The sequence below is a fragment of the Caldicellulosiruptor kronotskyensis 2002 genome, assembly GCF_000166775.1.
In the GTDB taxonomy this organism is placed as follows: Bacteria; Bacillota; Thermoanaerobacteria; order Caldicellulosiruptorales; family Caldicellulosiruptoraceae; genus Caldicellulosiruptor; species Caldicellulosiruptor kronotskyensis.
In genome coordinates, this window is sequence record NC_014720.1 from 926523 (window position 1) to 944201 (window position 17679).

A 17679-nucleotide genomic window follows, 5' to 3' on the forward strand; every position below is an offset into this window, starting at 1 on the left:
ATGTTTTGTCTGTATATTTATGCGTTTATTTTCGAATATTTATACAAACAACATCTTTGTCGATTTTGTAGGTTATCAAGCCCATACTTTCCAGCTTGATGAGTGCTGATATCACCTTCTCTTTACTTTCCTCTAATGGTAGTTCTGGGCAAATATCTTGTTGCACAAACTGTGCAAAATTGCGTTTATAAGTTTTGTTGCGTGTGCATTTGCCCATTAGGAAGTGATAAAGTCTATGTGCTATCTTGTGTTTAACAAGCTGTTTAGCGATGTCCAAATTACCACGTGCGACATAGCCGTTGTCAAGGTTGTAGCAAATTTCTTTGGCAAGCGTGACAGTTAACTTTGTTTTATATCCACGCCCTTTGCTGCCTTTCTGCGATATCCTGTAGGAAGGCAAGAGTGTGAATTTAGCTATATCTCGCCTAAATGTCTTTTCGTTGATAAAACCGTATCTTTCGACAACAATCTTGGTCATCATTAAACGGTCAAGTGATTGCAAGACTAACTTAACGTTTTCTGATGATGTAACATCCAATCCTCGCTTTTCCATGATGTACTTTAGCGGTATTTCAAAAGTATCGCCTTTTTGTCCCGTTTCCTGCCTATAGGTGGTCAAGATGTATAATGTGTTTATGTCGGCTGGTGTTAGCATGTAGTAGTTTGTACCGATTTGTACTTTGCCGCCGTCATTTGTTTCATACTCATAAACAAGCTTACATTCTCGCCCTTGCCGTGGTTGTATGCTATCTTCCAGTAGGGAAAAGATGTTGATAGGCAAGTTTGCGTCTGTGATGTAAAAGTTCACATTGTTTTGGTTGTTCATCATTGTAAACCCTCCTATCTGTGGTTTTTGTTTCACCATGCCGCCTTGCCGATTCCCGTACAAGGCAGCGTGTGGGGATTACAAGCTGTTATCATTGTTGTCTATTTCTTCAAACAAGTAAATCCCGCCCCAAAATCTCATTGTGATGTTTTCTCCTATGCTGCCATATCTGTTTTTGACACAATTGAATTTGATTGTATAACCATTGCCTTTGTAGTCATCGTGAATAGGTTTGTCGTCATCTCTTTTCATTAGGAAAGCGGCTGCTGTTCCATATTCAATTGACCCAGATTCTTTGAAAGCTTTTATATCATCGTCGTCATAGCTTTCCCTATTCAAGCTGCTGATAGCGACAACTGGGATTAAAAACTTGTTTTTAATCTCAAACAACTCTTGCATTATCAGGTCAACTCTTTGCTTATCGCTTTGATATGGTTTTGCTGGTTGCAAAAGCTGTAAGTAATCAACAAACAGGATAGGCTTTTGCAAGCGGTCAAGGACATAATAGACCTCATCAAGTCTTTGTCCTTCTAAAATGTGAAGCTTGAAAGCATAACGCATGATGTAGTCTTGCATAACAGACATGAACTCTTGCATTTCCTCTTGAGTTGCTGTCCTTGTTCTAAGTTTTCGATAAAAATCAAATCCAGCTACTTTAACATTAACTTTTTTGAGTCCATATTCACGACAGAAAATCCTTGTCAAAATCTCTTCTTTGGGCATTTCAGCCGATAGGAAGACGCATTCATAACCTTGTTGTAAGAAGTTGTCTATAAGCTGCAACAAGAATGTTGTTTTACCGACGCTGGGCTTTGCACCAAAGACATACAGGTTTCCTGCTACAAAACCACCATTTAACACATCGTCTAATTGCTTAAATCCTGTGGAAATAGCTTTGAATTTATCAGACTTGAGAAAATCAACATACTGGGCAGCAAAATTAATGAGTGCATAGGGATAAAAAGCCGCTTTAAGCTGCCATTTTAAAAACTTTATACACTCGTCTTGAGAGTTTTGCAAAAACTCGTTGATGTCTTTGTAAGGTGCACCTTCCCATCTGCAAATAGCCACTTCATACTGGTTTTTCATCTTATCAAAAAGTTGTTTTGCTGCTTTGCTGCCTGCCTCGTCGTTGTCAAACAGGATGTAAAATTTCTTGCTTTTGGGTTTGATTAGGTTAAGCACTTGCAAAAACTCTTTTTGATTTTCACAACCATTCAAAGCTATTGCTGGTTGCCCAATTGCTGCCTCAATGGTCAATGCGTCAAATATACCTTCAGCAATGAAGACGTTCCTTTGCTGGTCATCTTTCAGCAAGTCAACATTGAATGGTATTGCATTGCTGCCTTTAGGAAATTCATAGCGTGGCTTGTTATCATCAAGGTTGCGACGCACATAGCTTATTATCTGCCCGTCTTGAAAGATGGGTAAGACAATTGCATTGTTTTCCACATCAAAGCCCATCTTGTATTTGTCAATTAGAGAAGTGGGAATCCCCCTATCAGCAAAGTAACTTGTCAAACTTGCGTATTGATGGCATGTCTCGACATATGCTATAATCTGGTCAATAGAAAGCTTTTCTTCTTGCGTGTTTTCTTCTGTTTGCTTGCTGCCAGTAGACAAGCCTATTTCCTCAGCCAACATCTTGACTGCCTCCTTAAAGTCAACGTTGTAATATTTCATTGCAAATGTGATGACATCCCCGCCTACACCACAGCCAAAGCAATGAAAAAACTGTTCGCTGGGCTTGATATAAAACGATGGGTTTTTATCAGGATGGAAAGGACACAAAGCTTTGTAGCTGCTACCTTCTTTCTCTAACTGCAAATATCTGCCAATGTAATCAATAATGTCGATTTTGCTTTTAATTTCTTTGACAATCTCTTGCATTTGCATTCCAAAACACCTCCTAATTGGTTTTGTTCGATGTCTTTCTAATCCATAAAGCCGCCCTACCGATGACCGAATAGGGCAGCGAAGGATTTTAAGAAGCCTTTTCAACCTTTGTAAAGTATTTCAGCGGCAAATAATACTGTTCGGTGGAATTGCCAAATGTTCGCAAGATAGCTTTTTCGATAAACTTGTCAAAGTCAATTTCATACATGTTACCCGTGTTAATTTCTTCAATCTGTATCAGCTTGCAACCTCTTTCCTTGAGTTCTTCAACAACGCACTTTTCGATTCCATACGCATTTAGGACAAGTAACTTGCTGTGAGTAGAGACCGCTTTGTAAAAGATTTTTGTTTTTGAATTGAAGTGTCCTGCAGTAACTTCACGTCCTAAACATTTGTTGTAAACCTTGAAGACCATAAGGACGCCTCCTTTCATGTTTGAAAACTTATTGCAGTTTCAGAAAGCATTTGACATTTGGTTGTGTTACAATCAAAATCAAAAGGGGATTAATTACTTGTTCATTTAGGTGGCTTCAAGCCACTTTTTTTTATGCGGTTTTGCTATCCACCTCTTTTAAGCTACCGTCTGGGTTTGCGATTTCCTCTATAGGCACACCGAAATATGTCGCTAAAGCCTGCAACAATTTCGGATATGGCTTCCTCCAGCCCCTTTCAATCTGACTAAGTAGGTTAGGATTAACTCCAATCGCAAACCCTAATTTGGTTTGTGTAAGCCCTCTTTGACGTCTTAAAAATTCAAGTTTTGTCATCTTACTCCCCCTCCTTTTTTGTTTTCTGCCTTTAATGTTACTAAAAGTACTTGCTAAAAAGAATTGCTTCAGGTAAAATTTCAGGTAAAGGGGGATAGAAAAATGGGATGGGATAAATGGGACTTGGCAAATTTCACGGATGAAAATTCTCATCTAAAAGCCTACATACAAAAGACCTCAGGTATTTGGGTACCCCCTATTGTAAGGTTGGGGAAATGGCCAAATATCGAAAATAAGCTTTTAGATTGTGTTCTTTTCCCTATACCAGAAGAATGGCAAAAATCATTGCCTGTTAAAAATGACCCTTTTATTCTGGCTTCCGAAAATGGGGAAAATTTATTAGCTGACATAGGTTGGCAAGCAAAAAAGGATGTTGAAGGTGTGTTAGATGATTTTGTAAAGTTAGCAGATTCAAACGACGATGAAATATTAGAATTTACCTCCAAATGGGGACCATTGTGGCTATGTGTTAAGCATAGAGAATGCATTTGGGCACCTTTGCCATCGTCAATAAAAGTTGGATACGATGGACATATAGACTATTGCTTATGGTTCCCTGCTGAACCGCTTTCGTTTTATCGTTTCTATGCAAAGAAAGTGAAAGCTATATTAGACGCTGCCGCTTTGCTTGTTGAAGGGAAGCCTGTCCCTCCATCTCTTTGGAAAGCTATAGGTTGGTGTGAAAATGAAAGTGAATGGGATATCTCAATACAGCGTTTCTTTTTAATCTCCACAGTTAATGGCTGGTTAGAAGCGACAGGTACAACTCTGTGGTTAGAATGGGGAAATGAAAACTATCCTACTCTCCATATTGATACTGGCTGGGGATGTTTTTCAAGGGTTTGGGTTGAACTTGCCCAATGCTTAAGCAGTGCTAAACAGCTATGTGTTTGTGATTTATGCCATCAGCCATATATACGTAAAGACCGAAAACCGCAGAAAGGAAGGAAAAATTATTGTCCGACGTGTAGAAGTAAAAACGCAAAACAAAGGGTTTATGCCCAAAAACGTTCGGTAAAATAAATGTTAACCCCATCACATGACCTAAATTCAATTCCCACAAAACAAAAGCCTTGCCATAACTGTTAGGACAAGGCTTATCTTGTCAACTTGTTCTTGACTCTCTTTGTTTGCTGCAATAACATGTTCAATGGGGAAGCTGTGTTGTTTATCTCTCGCAGGTCGTTTTGTGTGAAGTGGACATACCGCTTGGTCATCTCCAAAGTGGTGTGTCCTAACGTCTTTTGCAAGCTTAACTCATAACCGCCGTTTTTGAGATACAACAATGCGAAAGTATGTCGCAAATCATAAGGTCTTATTTTGACTCCCAACTTTTTGCTGTACATTTCCATTCTGTCATTCCAGATGTCACGTGTGAGTGGTCTGCCTGTTACTGTACAAAAAACAGGTACTTTCTCATCCCATTCAGGATGTCTTACTGCTATCAGTTTCTTTACTGCGTTTGCGGTAACTGGTAGGATAGGCAACACCCTTGACACTCTTGTTTTTGCTGCGTCGCTGGGAATAAAAACTTGTAACGTCTTAAAGTCAAAATGTTCAATTAAGAGAGAGAAGGCTTCCTTTGGTCTTATCCCTGTGTCTAACGTTAACAAAATCAAAGCATAATCACGCAAACCGCAAAATGTATTCTTATCTGGCAACTTCAAAAGCTTCTCTAAAATTTCTGTATCAATGTTGACAATTCGCCCCTCAGCTTTCTTCTTAGGAAGCCCTTCCAAAGGATTGGATTTAAGTATGTTCTCCTCAACACACCATTTAAAAAAGGCTTTAAGGTAAGTCAATCTCAAATTGTATGTTGCTGGTTTGATAGGCTGGGAAAGATACTCATACAAACACTTTTTAAGTTGTTGTTCGTCATGAAAACAGTTAGGGTAAAGGTCAAAAAAGTGTGTTACATGGTATTCATAATCTCTAAGCGTTAATTCACTTCTCCCTTCAGCACGCTTGTAAAACAGGAATTGCTGTAAGGCTTCCCGCCAATCCATTTTAATAACGCTTCTTTTGGGCATAATAAAACCACCTCTCGCATTTTTATTGCGATTGGTGGTCATGACTTGCCGTTTGGTAGTCCTGTGGCAATGTGCAAATCCTGTGGTATACATTCACCAAAGGACTTGGTGCTTTTTAATCCCAATTTCCAACTTTTACTACCACCTTCAATCCTTGATACATCCCACTTGGCACGCCCGGGGGGAGTCGAACCCCCGACCACAGGATTCGAAGTCCTACGCTCTATCCTCTGAGCTACGGGCGCATGTGTTTTATAACACAATTTAAATTATAAAATCAAATCAATGAATTTGCAACCTTTTTAAATATCTTAAAATATTGATATTAATCTTAATTTGCAAAACACCAAAATCATTCAATCCAAAGAAAAGTTGTAGTATAATAAGAACAAGTTCAACGTTAATTAACAAGGCATAAAAAAATGATATTCTTGAGGGGATAATGGATGTTAGAAATTTTTGAGAAATACTTTGGAAAGCATAACAGCTTGTCTGAAAACACCAAGTGGGGAGAAGAAGTTTCAAATCAGAAAACTTTTGATGAGCAAAGAGAAATTGTAGATAAATTGGTGTCGCTTCTTTACCTGAATTTAAGCCTAATATTCAGGGAAGATAAAAAATTTGAGAGTGACCATGGTGAATTTAAAGAAGAGATTATAGCTGGAAATTTAAATGGTATTCACTCAGAAGCTGTGTTTTTAAAACCAAGGAATTTGAATCCACCTTATCCTGTGGTGGTTATTTTGCATGACCATGGTGGATTTTATTATTATGGTAAAGAAAGAATATACAGGCAAGACAATACCAAGACTTTTGTCAATGAATACCAGAAAAAATTTTATTCATCATTGCCGTGGGCGTTAGAGTTTGTAAAAAACGGATTTGCTGTATTTTCTCCCGATGCATTTTATTTTGGAAAAAGAAGGCTTCCTGCTGAGTTAATTAGTCTTTTAACAGATGACAACTCAATAGATGATCTTTTGAATTATGAAAAAGGTTCTTATGAGTACATCCGGATTTTCAATAAAATATCCTCACAGCTTGAACCTATGATGTTTAAGAATATCAATCTATATGGTACAAACTGGCCAAGTATTTTGTTAAACGAAGACTTGGCATGGTTTAACTATCTCTTGCAAAGAGAGGATGTAGACAAAAACAGAATTGCTTGCATGGGATTTTCCTTAGGGGGTTTTAGGACACTTTTTTTAAGTAGCCTCAGAAATGAAATAAAATGTAGCATCATCATTGCATTCATGTCAGAGTTTAGAAGAATGCTTGGCAAAACTGGGAGACATACTTTTATGGTTCATATTCCTAGTTTTACAAGGGTTCTTGACCTGCCTGATGTTGCAGCTTTGATTGCTCCAAGAAAACTCTTTATTATGCAGTGTGAGTATGATAGTCTCTTTCCAAAAGATGCAATGCAGTCTTCTGTAGAAAGAATAAAAAGTTACTTTATGAATTTTGATTGTGGTAACCAATTTGAATACAAATTTTATCCAAATGGGCATGAATTTAATTTAAATATGCAAAAAGATGCTTTGGAGTTTATGTCAAGGAATTTATAAAATCTTCAAATGAGAGGAGGTAATTAATATGAAACACCTTGGCAAAAAGGTTTGGGTGATACCGGATGGTTACATTCCATCAGAAGGTTCAATGTCAATTCCTGGCCACGAATGTTTGTGCATTGTAAACACAGGGGATAGTGACGCAAAAGTAAAGATTACTGTGTTTTTTGAAGACAGAGAGCCAATTGAAAGTGACTATTTTGTTGTGAAAGCCCGAAGAACAATTCATGCATGGTTAAATAAGCCAGAACTGATAGGAGGTCTAATTATACCAAAAGAAGTTCCATATTCTATTGTTGTTGAAAGTGACAAAGAGATTGTTGTTCAAATGTCACGGCTTGACACAAGACTTGGCAATATGGCGCTTTTGAGCGTTATTGGATTTCCGGTTGAATAAATCCTAAAATAACCAATCTGTAAATTTTGGATTTCAAAAAGGAGGCTTTTATAATGGGCAAAATAAAGCTGAAAAAATTTTTGCATGGTGGAGACTACAATCCAGACCAGTGGACAGAGGATGTGTGGGAAAAGGACATTGAATATATGAAATACTATAATGTAAATGCAGTTTCTATGCCAATATTTTCGTGGGCACAGCTTCAGCCAAATGAAGATGAATTTACATTTGAATGGCTTGACAAAATAATTGATAAGCTCTATTCAAATGGTATTCATGTCATCTTGGCAACACCTACGGCTTCTCAGCCAGCATGGCTTTCAAAAAAGTATCCTGACGTGCTGCCTGTTGATATTCACGGGAGAAAGAGAAAGCACGGAGCAAGGCAGAATTACTGCCCAAACAGTCCAAACTTCAAAAATGCAGCAAGAAGAATTGTTGAAGAGATGGTAAAAAGGTATAAAGACCATCCTGCAGTTATAATGTGGCATATCAGTAACGAGTATGGGCCTTACTGCTACTGTGAAAACTGTGCTAAAGCCTTTAGAGAGTGGTTAAAAGAAAGATATAAAACATTAGATGAGCTCAACAAAAGATGGAACACAGCTTTCTGGGGACATACATTTTATGATTGGGATGAGATAGAAGTTCCATCATATCTGAACGAAGAGTTTGAATATATGCCTGGAAGGCAGAAAAGCTCATTCCAGGGACTTTCGCTTGATTACAAGAGGTTTATGTCAGACAGCCTTCTGAATCTTTATAAAATGGAAGTTGAGATTATCAAAAAATACATGCCAGATATCCCTGTTACAACAAACCTGATGGGCCCATTTAAGCCTCTTGACTATCACAAATGGGCAAAACATATGGATATTGTATCATGGGACAATTACCCATCGATAAAAGATTCTCCAAGTTCTATTGCTTTCAAGCATGACCTCATGAGAGGGCTCAAAAGAGACCAATCGTGGATTTTGATGGAACAAACGCCGAGCCAGACAAATTGGCAGTGGTACAACTCTGCAAAAAGACCTGGTATGATACGGCTTTTGAGCTATCATGCGATTGCACATGGAGCTGACTCTGTGCTTTATTTCCAGTGGAGACAGTCAGTTGCTTCATGCGAAAAGTTTCACTCTGCAATGGTTCCGCATGTTGGGCACCTTGAGACGAGAGTGAGCAAAGAGCTTAAAAAGATTGGCGACGAAATTTTACGCTTGGATGAGATTTTGGAGTCAACAACTAAGAGCGAGGTTGCACTTTTATTTGACTGGGAAAACTGGTGGGCGCTTGAAGAGAGTATGGGATTTAGAAATGATATATCTTACCTTGAACATGTAGATGCGTACTACAGAGCTCTATATAAGTTGAAAACAAATGTGGATGTTGTTGACCCGAAAGAAGAGTTAACAAGGTACAAGCTTGTTGTTGCACCACTTTTGTATCTTCTCGACCAAGAAAGTGCAAAGAACATAGAAAATTATGTAAAAAACGGTGGAATATTTATTACAACATATCTATCAGGACTTGTTGATGAAAACGACAGAGTAATTCTTGGTGGCTATCCGGGTTGGTTCAGGAAGCTTTGTGGTATATGGGTTGAGGAGATTGATGCGCTTTTCCCTGATATGAAAAATGCAATTATACTTGCAAAACCTATTGGCATCCTTGATGGAAAATACGAATGTGATTTTATATGCGATATTATTCACCTTGAGGGTGCAAGGGCGCTTGCATACTATGAGCAGGATTATTACTGCGGAATGCCAGCTGTTGTTGAAAATAATTATGGAAATGGAAAGGCGATTTATATTGGAACAAGACCAGAAAAAAGGTTTATAGAAGGTCTTGTTAAGTTCTACGCTGAAAAGGCTGGTATACAACCAATATTACCTGTGCCGGAAGGTGTTGAAGTAACAAAAAGAGAAAAGAATGGGAATGAATATGTGTTTCTTTTGAATTTCAATGGTTATGATGTAAATATTGAGCTTAAAGATGAGTATTATGAGCTTATAACACAGAAGGTTTTGGGCGGAAAAGCTACTCTTGCACCGAAGGAGGTTATGATACTGAGAAGATTAAAAGATTAAAAACTGCAGATGTCTCTCTTGATAACTTACAGTAGAGATGTCAGGTGTATGGATGTTGCCAAAGTATTCCAATATTGAAGTCACAAAGAATAGTAAGAGGCCCTTTTCTCTTTATAGCTGAGGGAGGGGGGTCTCTTAATTTTTTCTTGAAATAGAATATATATTCGGTTATTATATAGGTATAAATCAACTACACATAGTTTTTAAAAAAAGAAGTGATTTATATGGATATACTTGAAAAACTTGAGGTTCTTGGTGCTGCTGCAAAGTATGATGTTTCGTGCGCGTCAAGCGGAAGCAAAAGGGAAAAACATTTTGGAATTGGCTCAACGTTTTCTGCAGGTATTTGCCACAGCTGGACAGATGATGGGCGTTGTATTTCTCTTTTGAAGATTCTTTTTACCAATGAGTGTATCTTTGACTGTGCCTATTGTATAAATAGAAAGAGCAATGATATAAAACGGGCCACATTTACGCCTCAAGAGATAGCTGAGCTGACCATAAACTTTTATAAGAGAAACTATATAGAGGGTCTTTTTCTGAGCTCTGCCATCAAAAATTCTCCTGACTGGACAATGGAGATGCTTTTTCGAACAGTTTGGCTTTTGAGATATAAATATCAGTTCAATGGATATATACACGTTAAAGCTATTCCCTATGCATCACTTGATTTAATAAGAAAAACTGGATTTTTGGTTGACAGAATGAGTGTCAATATTGAACTTCCATCTGAAAAGAGCTTAAGGCTTTTGTGTCCCAATAAAACAAAAGAGAGTATATTAAAGCCTATGGAGTTTATAACAAAAGTAGCTGAAGAAGAGAAAAATTTTGTATCAGCTGGCCAGAGCACTCAGATGATAATTGGTGCAACAGATGACAGTGATTATAAAATAATCAACTTAAGCCAGCACCTTTACAAAAAGTTTAAGCTCAAAAGGGTATACTATTCTGCATACACGCCTGTAAATCACGACCCAAGAATATTGAAAGTGGACAGTCCACCGCTTTTGCGTGAACACAGACTCTATCAGGCAGACTGGCTGATTAGAGTTTACAACTTTTCTGCTGATGAGCTTTTTAAAAGCAAGGATGAGAACCTTGACCTTGAGGTTGATCCAAAAGTGATGTGGGCGCTGAGAAACCTTGATAAATTCCCAATTGAGATAAGTAAAGCAAGTTATGAACAGCTGATAAGAGTGCCTGGCATTGGAATAAAAAGTGCAAGGAGGATAATAAAAAACAGGGTATTTCATTCTCTGGATTTTGAGGATTTAAAAAAGATGGGTGTTGTTCTAAAAAGAGCAAAATATTTTATAACTTGCAACGGCAAGACATTTGAAAGGTTTTTGATTGATTTGCCACCTGAGAAAATAAAGCAAAAACTTACAGATAAAAATTCTTTACAAAAACCTCAGCAGCTTTCGTTTTTTGATAGGGAAGTATTTACATCTGTGATAACAGGGGAGATTTAAAAGGTGTATAAAATATTTTTGTATGACGGAACATTCGAAGGTTTTATGTGTGCGGCATTTCATATAATTTCTGAAGGTATAGATAAAGATAGGGCTATAATTGTTTCAAAAAATGAGTACCAACCGATGTTCATAGACAGTGTAAGAGAGGTTCAAAGTGATTTAAAAGCGTTTTTAGAAATGAGGAAAGGCATAATTGAAAAAACTGATTGCAGTGTTTTCAAAAAGATTTACTATGCATTTTTGTCAGATACTGAAGACAAAGAGAGTTATATTTTGAGATATCTATTTTTGTTATTTACCCATGGCAAAAAGATAAAGTATCTTTACAGTGATGATATAGTAAATGCAGTTGAAAAGATGGCAAAAAACGTTAGCAGGGAAATAGGAAAGTATATGGGGCTTATTAGGTTTTGTGAGACAAATGAAGGATTTCTTTATGCCAAGTTTGAACCCAAAAACGACATCATAAAACCAATTGCATATTTTTTTAAAAATAGGCTGAATGAATTTTGCTGGGCTATCCATGATGTGAAGCGAAACAAAGTTGCTATTTACGATAGAAAAAAAGTCCAGTTTTTAATTTGCAATACCTTAAAATTAAAAGTAACTCATCAAGAAGAGATGTTTCAGATGCTGTGGAAGAAGTATTTCAAATCTATGGTAATCGAAGAGCGAAAAAATCTAAAACTTCAGCAGCAGAACATGCCCAAAAGATATTGGAAGTATCTTGTAGAAAAAAATTAGGTGTACATCCTTCTTTTCGGATGTACACCTTTTTGTTTTGAACATAAGCTTAAAATTTTATTTCTTCTTTCCTTTGTGAGGCTGCTGAGGAATCTTTTTTATCTCTATTTCTATTTTAGAGTTACCTTTGCCGGGAATTGTGATTTTCTTTTCTTGCATTGGCTGAACATACTTTTTGGGCATATTGAGAGAGTTTTTAATAATGTTTTCAATTTTTGAAAGAACATCTGTGTAAAGACTTTTTATTTCGGAGATAGTATTAACTTTTGCCTGATACAAGCCTACAACTTCATTCAATAAGCTGACTATTTTATTGTAATCACTGCTCTTAGCTATCTGATGATATTCGTAGAGTTTGACTTTTATCTGCTTATCGATGGTATTTATCTGGTACACCTTTTGGCTTACTGTTGGTTGAATCTGGTCGACAAGTTGTTTTATTTGATATACAGCCTGGTCAACTGCCTGTTGCTGCTGGTTTTTATAGACTTCTTCATATACTTTTAGTTCATTGAGTTTTTGAGTTAGTTGATTGTTAAGATCTGCTACTTTGGATGACGAGAAATTCTTCTTTTTGAGTTCCTTTTGAAGTTGTGATATTGCCTTGTTTACCTCATTAATTATCTTGTTCATTTCCTGAGTAAAGAAATTCTTATCATATCTTTTAGCAGCTTGAATGTAAGCATTTATCTTTGCCCTAAGATGATTTACCTCAGCATTAATTTTGTTAAACTTTGTTCTTAGTTGATTTATTTGCAAAATGAGATTATTAATAGCCTTTTTCTGATTTTTTGTAAGTTTCTGTGGTTCTTGGATATTTACATTGTCATTTAAAATAGGTGGAATTACTTCAGTAGTTGAATTTGTACTGTAAGTTGAAGAATATGTTGTGGTTGTGGTTGTCGAATTTTGAGTATTGTAAGTCTGAGAGTAAGTAGTGTTTTCAGTAGTTTGATAAGTTTGTACTTGAGTTGTGCTATAGGCTGAGCTTGTCACAGTCTGAGAAGATGAAGTAGCTGATGTATCTTGGTCAGCATATACCGGAACTAATAAGAGAAAAGTAAAGATGAATACTAAAATTAAGCTTATCAGTTTTCTTTTCATTTTTTTATTGCCTCCTTGTAAATTTTTTCTTCTATTTTTATATTACCTCATTTATTTAGATTTTTCGTTTCTCAATTATTAAAAAAGTGTGTAAATTTTTTAATAGACAAATTTTATAATTTGGTGTAACATTTCAAAGGGAAATTTAATTTTGCAAAGGCCAAAAGGGTGAGGAATATGAACACAAAGTATGATGTTATTATTGTAGGGGCAGGACCATGTGGGATATTTACGGCGTATGAACTTGTAAAAACTTCTTATATGGCAAAGGTTGTAATATTTGAGAAAGGAAGGGACATCGAGTCAAGAGAGTGTCCAAAGAGAGTTACAAATGTTTGTAGTGGCTGCAAACCCTGCAATATAACAACTGGATTTTCGGGTGCAGGTGCATTTTCTGATGGGAAGCTGTCGCTGTCACCAAATGTTGGCGGCAGAATTCAAGAATTTATTGGGCAAAACAGGACAATAGAGCTCATAAAGTACGTAGATAGCATATACCTTGAAAATGGGGCAGACACTAAGGTATATGGTACAAATAGTCAGGTGATTGAGGAAATAAAAAGGAAGGCAACTGTTGCAAATCTCATGCTTGTTGAAAGTCCAATAAGACATCTTGGTACCGAAGAGGCAAAAAAGATATACAAAAGACTCCAGGATTTTCTCCTCAGCAATAACATTGAGATAAAATTCAGAACACCTGTAAAAGACTTGATTGTAGAAGACGGAAAAGTGGCAGGAGTTGTTGCTGAGGATGGCAGTATATACTATGCAAAAAATGTTGTGATATGTGTTGGACGTGAAGGCGCAAGCTGGCTTTCGAAGATAATAGAAAAGTACAATATCCCGTGTGAGAATAACAGGGTTGACATAGGTGTGAGAGTAGAGACACCAAATCATATATGGAAGGGTATAACTGAGCATCTGTATGAGAGCAAGTTCATATACTATACAAAAACATTTGATGACAAGGTAAGAACATTTTGCATGAACCCGGGCGGGTATGTTGCCGTTGAGCACTATGACAACTTGGCAGTAGTTAACGGTCACAGCTACAAGAATATAAAGAGCAACAACACAAACTTTGCACTGCTTGTATCAAAACATTTTACAGACCCATTCAAAGATAGTATAAAATATGGCAAATACATTGCAGAACTTGCAAACATGCTCTCAGGAGGCAAAGTACTTGTTCAAAGGTATGGTGATTTTATAAGAGGTAGAAGGTCAAACGAGGAGAGGATAAAAAGAAACTCTGTTGTACCAACGCTTACAGATGCTGTTGCCGGTGATTTGAGCTTAGTTTTGCCATACCGAATAATGCTTGACATAAAAGAGATGATTGAAGCTTTGGACTATGTAGTGCAGGGAGTTGCATCGTTTGATACGCTGCTTTACGGTGTTGAGGTTAAGTTTTATTCAAACGAGGTAAAAGTCAAGAACAATTTTGAGTGTTTGACAATTCAAAACCTTTATTTTGGTGGCGATGGAGCAGGAATTACAAGAGGACTTATGCAGGCGAGTGTAAATGGAGTTTTGATTGCCCGCGAGATTGCAAGTAAATTATAAGTTCATTTGTTTAAGTTTTTGAGGTGGTCTTAAAAGAACAAAAAGACCACCTTTTTGTTTTGTTATACTTAAGATATAATAAACAATGAAAGGAAGTGCTGCTCAAAATGATTGATCTTCATGTTCACACAACATTTTCAGATGGGACACTTACTCCTCAAGAGGTTGTAAAGCTTGCTAAAGAAAAAAGGCTTTTTGCAATTGCCATAACTGACCATGATACAACAGATGGTGTAATACATGCCATCGATGAGGGAAACAGGCTTGGGATTAAAGTGGTCAGCGGTGTTGAGATAAGCGCTGATTTTGAGATAGAAATGCATATTTTAGGGCTTTTTATAGATATTAACAATGAATTCTTGCAGCAAAAGCTAAGGATGCTTGAAAAGTTCAGAAAAGAAAGAAACCCTAAGATAATTGAAAAACTGAGGAAAATGGGATATGAAATTTCGATTGATGAAGTAGAAAAGTTATCTTCGGGAGAGATGATAGGAAGACCTCATATTGCCAAGGTGCTTGTCAAAAAAGGATATTTTTCAAGCACAAAAGAGGTTTTTGAAAAACTTTTGGGTTTTGGGAAACCTGCTTATGTGAAAAAGGATAAGTTAAAACCTCAAGAGGCAATTGAGGCAATAAAAAAAGCAGGCGGACTTGCTATACTGGCACATCCTCATAAGTATTTATATCTGGATGAGGGAAGTGAAAATGTATTTTTGGAGCTAAAAGAATATGGGCTTGACGGGCTTGAGGTTTTCCACTCAGATCACAGCCAAAAAGAGACAGAAGTGCTTTTGGAGATTGCTAAAAAACTTGAGCTTGCTATAAGTGGCGGTAGTGACTTTCACGGAGAAAACAAACCAGAGATTTGTTTAGGGGTTGGGAAAGGAAATTTAAAGATAGATGACGAAATTTTCTACATGTTAGAAAGCAGGGTACAAAAACAATGACAAGAAAGGCGTTATTTGTTGCCAGTTTTATGATTATAGGGATTGTTCTTGGCAGGAATATAAAAGAAATTGAGGTACTTGTATTTTGCTTTTTGCTAATTTTAGGAGCGTTGTGTGCTACCTACTATTTTCTTCCTCAGTACTTTAAAAAGGAAAAGTTTATGTTTATTTTATGTTTTCTTTTTCTTACGATTCAGCTTTTCAGGACACACTACATTTTCTATATCCACGAACCACAAAAAAATCTGGATGGGAAATATGTTTCTATTGTTGGTAGTGTATGCTCATTTCCCGAGACGAGTGAAAAAAAGACTTCCTTTTACCTTAAAACAAAGCTAAATTCAAAGGCTGTTGCTATTAGAGTCACAACAGAGTCTAAAAAAAGTATTTTTTATGGAGATACTGTAAAAGTTTCTGGAAAACTTAAAATTCCAAAGGGAAAGACAAGTAAATTCGGTTTTGATTACAGAGAATATTTGAAAGGCAAAGGTGCTATTTATACACTTTACTCAAAAGACATAGAGGTTATCTATCAAGGCAAAAATGTTCTCAGTCTTCTCAATAGATTTTCTACACAGTTAAATAACCTCATAGATAGCTCTTTTGAAAATGATATATCTTCGCTTTTAAAAGGTTTGATTCTTGGCAACAAATCCACAATTCCAGATGATGTGTACAAAGACTTTCAGCGAAGCGGACTTGCTCACCTTCTTGCAGTCTCTGGTGGAAATGTAGGGGTGCTTTGCGCTTTTGTTGAGATTTTGTTCAGAAGAATATTAAAGATATATGGTAAAGGAGTAAACTTTTTAATAATAGGTGTCATAGTTATTTTTGCTATTGTCACAGGGATGTCGGCATCGGTTGTTAGGGCTTCGATTATGGCGATAATCTTCTATGCTGGAAGGATTATTTACAGAAATCCTGATACGCTCAACAGCTTGGCAGTATCAAGCGTTTTGATGCTGCTTGTAAATCCGCTTTTTCTTTTTGACATTGGGTTCCAGCTGTCTTTTTTGAGTGTTCTTTCAATAATTCTGTTTTATAAAGGGATATATGAATATTTTGCAAAGTTAAAGATACCAAGAGGTATATCTTCACTTATTGCAGTTTCAATTTCTGCTCAGATTTTAATATTGCCATTGATGGCTTATTATTTTTCTGAGATTTCAGTTATTTCATTTTTGACAAACATAGTTGCTGTACCAGTTGCAGGTGCTGTTGTGCCGGCTGGACTACTGTATTGTCTATTTTTGGTTTTCAATGCGAATATACTACTGCTTAAAGTCCTGTTAGAAGTCTCTGTAAAGGCGCTAATGTACCTTTCAAAGCTGTCTCATGTTGGATTTTCGCATGTAAAGGTCATTTTATGGGATGAGAAGCTAATATTTTGTTACTATCTTGTTGTGGCATCATTAATTTTTAGAAAATTTATAAACAGGCAACTAAAATATGTAATTTATTTAAGTATTTGTGGACTGCTTGTAGCATTTATCTTACAGACACTTATAAATTACAACAGACTTACTATAAACGTGATAGACGTGGGGCAGGGGGACAGTAGCCTTATTACATACAAGGAATTTTCAATGCTGATTGACACAGGGCCTGAATATGAAGATTTCAGCAGCTTGAAAAGAATTGTTCTTCCGTATATACTCAAAAGAGGAGTAGCAAAACTTGATGTTTTAGTCTTGACACACAAGCACAGTGACCATATTGGAGACTTTGAGTATCTGCTTGATGAGATGAAAGTGGACAGAATTGTAACATCAAAAGAGGTCTATTTTGAAAATGCTCAAAAGTTCAAAGGGCAAAAGGTTGTGTTAGTAGATAGCTTGAAAGTTTATCGCTACAAGGATTTAAAAGCCTATTTTATCCCACCGGTAGAAGAAGATGAAAATAGTTCTGTTGTTGTGAAGCTGACCCTTGGCAATTTTTCTATGCTATTTACAGGTGATGCCTCATATGAGTCTGAAAAGGAATACGTAAAGAAATATAACTTGCAGACAAAGGTCTTAAAGGTGGGACACCATGGAAGCAGCACAGCAACATCCGAAGAGTTTTTGGAAAATGTAAAGCCAACATTTGCAGTAATTTCTGTAGGGAAAGACAACATCTTTGGGCATCCTTCGAATGAGGTCTTACAAAGACTCAAAGACAGAAATATTAAGGTGTATAGAACAGATTTAAATGGAACCATAGACATTATAGTTGACAAAAATAAGATGATGGTAAATCCGTATATTGTGAGGTGAAATAT

15 protein-coding genes and 1 tRNA gene are annotated in these 17679 nt (G+C 36.6%); 9 read left to right on the forward strand and 7 right to left on the reverse strand.

The genetic code is table 11. The features are described from left to right. Positions 1 to 25: 25 nt before the first annotated feature. From CALKRO_RS03930 to CALKRO_RS03945, 4 genes are all read right to left on the reverse strand, one after another. Complete coding sequence (locus CALKRO_RS03930; protein WP_237699128.1) at positions 26 to 829, reverse strand: hypothetical protein; 804 nt, start codon at positions 827 to 829, stop codon at positions 26 to 28. Between the two features lie 75 nt (positions 830 to 904). Continuing rightward, a complete protein-coding gene (locus CALKRO_RS03935) occupies positions 905 to 2722 on the reverse strand; it encodes a CHC2 zinc finger domain-containing protein (protein ID WP_013429807.1) in 1818 nt (605 codons plus the stop codon). An 88-nt stretch (positions 2723 to 2810) separates the two neighbouring features. Continuing rightward, positions 2811 to 3137: a hypothetical protein gene (locus CALKRO_RS03940; RefSeq protein ID WP_013429808.1), complete on the reverse strand. Its 327-nt coding sequence runs from the start codon at positions 3135 to 3137 to the stop codon at positions 2811 to 2813. A 130-nt stretch (positions 3138 to 3267) separates the two neighbouring features. Continuing rightward, positions 3268 to 3489, reverse strand: coding sequence for a helix-turn-helix domain-containing protein (locus CALKRO_RS03945; protein WP_013429809.1), 222 nt, complete (start codon positions 3487 to 3489; stop codon positions 3268 to 3270). A 102-nt stretch (positions 3490 to 3591) separates the two neighbouring features. Here CALKRO_RS03945 and CALKRO_RS03950 point away from each other — a divergent pair, with 102 nt between their 5' ends. Next, complete coding sequence (locus CALKRO_RS03950) at positions 3592 to 4512, forward strand: hypothetical protein (RefSeq protein ID WP_013429810.1); 921 nt, start codon at positions 3592 to 3594, stop codon at positions 4510 to 4512. Positions 4513 to 4586: 74 nt separating this feature from the next. On the opposite strand, the gene CALKRO_RS03955 is transcribed toward CALKRO_RS03950, so the two are convergent. Then, positions 4587 to 5519, reverse strand: a complete 933-nt coding sequence (locus tag CALKRO_RS03955) for a tyrosine-type recombinase/integrase (RefSeq protein WP_013429811.1) — start codon at positions 5517 to 5519, stop codon at positions 4587 to 4589. Between the two features lie 169 nt (positions 5520 to 5688). Continuing rightward, positions 5689 to 5764, reverse strand: a tRNA-Arg gene (locus CALKRO_RS03960). 201 nt (positions 5765 to 5965) lie between these two features. Between CALKRO_RS03960 and CALKRO_RS03965 the strand changes: the two genes are divergently transcribed. The 5 genes from CALKRO_RS03965 (at position 5966) to CALKRO_RS03985 (ending at position 11802) form a co-directional block, all read left to right on the forward strand. Then, positions 5966 to 7090 carry an alpha/beta hydrolase family protein gene (locus tag CALKRO_RS03965; protein ID WP_013429812.1) on the forward strand — a complete coding sequence of 375 codons (1125 nt, stop codon included), beginning with the start codon at positions 5966 to 5968 and terminating at the stop codon, positions 7088 to 7090. Positions 7091 to 7118: 28 nt separating this feature from the next. Beyond that, complete coding sequence (locus CALKRO_RS03970; RefSeq protein ID WP_013429813.1) at positions 7119 to 7490, forward strand: sensory rhodopsin transducer; 372 nt, start codon at positions 7119 to 7121, stop codon at positions 7488 to 7490. A gap of 53 nt (positions 7491 to 7543) precedes the next feature. After that, the gene (locus CALKRO_RS03975) at positions 7544 to 9583 is read left to right on the forward strand and encodes a beta-galactosidase (RefSeq protein ID WP_013429814.1); all 2040 of its coding nucleotides are present in this window, start codon (positions 7544 to 7546) and stop codon (positions 9581 to 9583) included. Between the two features lie 224 nt (positions 9584 to 9807). Then, the gene (locus CALKRO_RS03980) at positions 9808 to 11055 is read left to right on the forward strand and encodes a putative DNA modification/repair radical SAM protein (protein ID WP_013429815.1); all 1248 of its coding nucleotides are present in this window, start codon (positions 9808 to 9810) and stop codon (positions 11053 to 11055) included. Positions 11056 to 11058: 3 nt separating this feature from the next. Next, positions 11059 to 11802, forward strand: a complete 744-nt coding sequence (locus tag CALKRO_RS03985; protein ID WP_013429816.1) for a TIGR03915 family putative DNA repair protein — start codon at positions 11059 to 11061, stop codon at positions 11800 to 11802. A gap of 57 nt (positions 11803 to 11859) precedes the next feature. Here CALKRO_RS03985 and CALKRO_RS03990 read toward each other — a convergent pair whose 3' ends face one another. Next, positions 11860 to 12906 (reverse strand): hypothetical protein, encoded by a 1047-nt coding sequence (locus CALKRO_RS03990; protein WP_013429817.1) that lies wholly within the window; start codon positions 12904 to 12906, stop codon positions 11860 to 11862. Positions 12907 to 13083: 177 nt separating this feature from the next. Here CALKRO_RS03990 and CALKRO_RS03995 point away from each other — a divergent pair, with 177 nt between their 5' ends. The 3 genes from CALKRO_RS03995 (at position 13084) to CALKRO_RS04005 (ending at position 17674) form a co-directional block, all read left to right on the forward strand. Then, a complete protein-coding gene (locus CALKRO_RS03995) occupies positions 13084 to 14472 on the forward strand; it encodes an NAD(P)/FAD-dependent oxidoreductase (RefSeq protein WP_013429818.1) in 1389 nt (462 codons plus the stop codon). Positions 14473 to 14579: 107 nt separating this feature from the next. Continuing rightward, on the forward strand, positions 14580 to 15419 hold the full coding sequence (locus CALKRO_RS04000) for a PHP domain-containing protein (protein WP_013429819.1): 840 nt from the start codon (positions 14580 to 14582) through the stop codon (positions 15417 to 15419). Next, positions 15416 to 17674: a DNA internalization-related competence protein ComEC/Rec2 gene (locus CALKRO_RS04005; protein WP_013429820.1), complete on the forward strand. Its 2259-nt coding sequence runs from the start codon at positions 15416 to 15418 to the stop codon at positions 17672 to 17674. The genes CALKRO_RS04000 and CALKRO_RS04005 overlap by 4 nt, the downstream gene beginning before the upstream one ends. The last annotated feature ends 5 nt before the right edge of the window (positions 17675 to 17679 follow it).

What these genes read in the sequence shown, in the direction of transcription:
- CALKRO_RS03930 (WP_237699128.1), bottom strand. Translation starts at nt 829, where the DNA reads ATGATGAACAACCAAAACAATGTGAACTTTTACATCACAGACGCAAAC.
- CALKRO_RS03935 (WP_013429807.1), bottom strand. Translation starts at nt 2,722, where the DNA reads ATGCAAATGCAAGAGATTGTCAAAGAAATTAAAAGCAAAATCGACATT.
- CALKRO_RS03940 (WP_013429808.1), bottom strand. Translation starts at nt 3,137, where the DNA reads ATGGTCTTCAAGGTTTACAACAAATGTTTAGGACGTGAAGTTACTGCA.
- CALKRO_RS03945 (WP_013429809.1), bottom strand. Translation starts at nt 3,489, where the DNA reads ATGACAAAACTTGAATTTTTAAGACGTCAAAGAGGGCTTACACAAACC.
- CALKRO_RS03950 (WP_013429810.1), top strand. Translation starts at nt 3,592, where the DNA reads ATGGGATGGGATAAATGGGACTTGGCAAATTTCACGGATGAAAATTCT.
- CALKRO_RS03955 (WP_013429811.1), bottom strand. Translation starts at nt 5,519, where the DNA reads ATGCCCAAAAGAAGCGTTATTAAAATGGATTGGCGGGAAGCCTTACAG.
- CALKRO_RS03965 (WP_013429812.1), top strand. Translation starts at nt 5,966, where the DNA reads ATGTTAGAAATTTTTGAGAAATACTTTGGAAAGCATAACAGCTTGTCT.
- CALKRO_RS03970 (WP_013429813.1), top strand. Translation starts at nt 7,119, where the DNA reads ATGAAACACCTTGGCAAAAAGGTTTGGGTGATACCGGATGGTTACATT.
- CALKRO_RS03975 (WP_013429814.1), top strand. Translation starts at nt 7,544, where the DNA reads ATGGGCAAAATAAAGCTGAAAAAATTTTTGCATGGTGGAGACTACAAT.
- CALKRO_RS03980 (WP_013429815.1), top strand. Translation starts at nt 9,808, where the DNA reads ATGGATATACTTGAAAAACTTGAGGTTCTTGGTGCTGCTGCAAAGTAT.
- CALKRO_RS03990 (WP_013429817.1), bottom strand. Translation starts at nt 12,906, where the DNA reads ATGAAAAGAAAACTGATAAGCTTAATTTTAGTATTCATCTTTACTTTT.
- CALKRO_RS03995 (WP_013429818.1), top strand. Translation starts at nt 13,084, where the DNA reads ATGAACACAAAGTATGATGTTATTATTGTAGGGGCAGGACCATGTGGG.
- CALKRO_RS04000 (WP_013429819.1), top strand. Translation starts at nt 14,580, where the DNA reads ATGATTGATCTTCATGTTCACACAACATTTTCAGATGGGACACTTACT.
- CALKRO_RS04005 (WP_013429820.1), top strand. Translation starts at nt 15,416, where the DNA reads ATGACAAGAAAGGCGTTATTTGTTGCCAGTTTTATGATTATAGGGATT.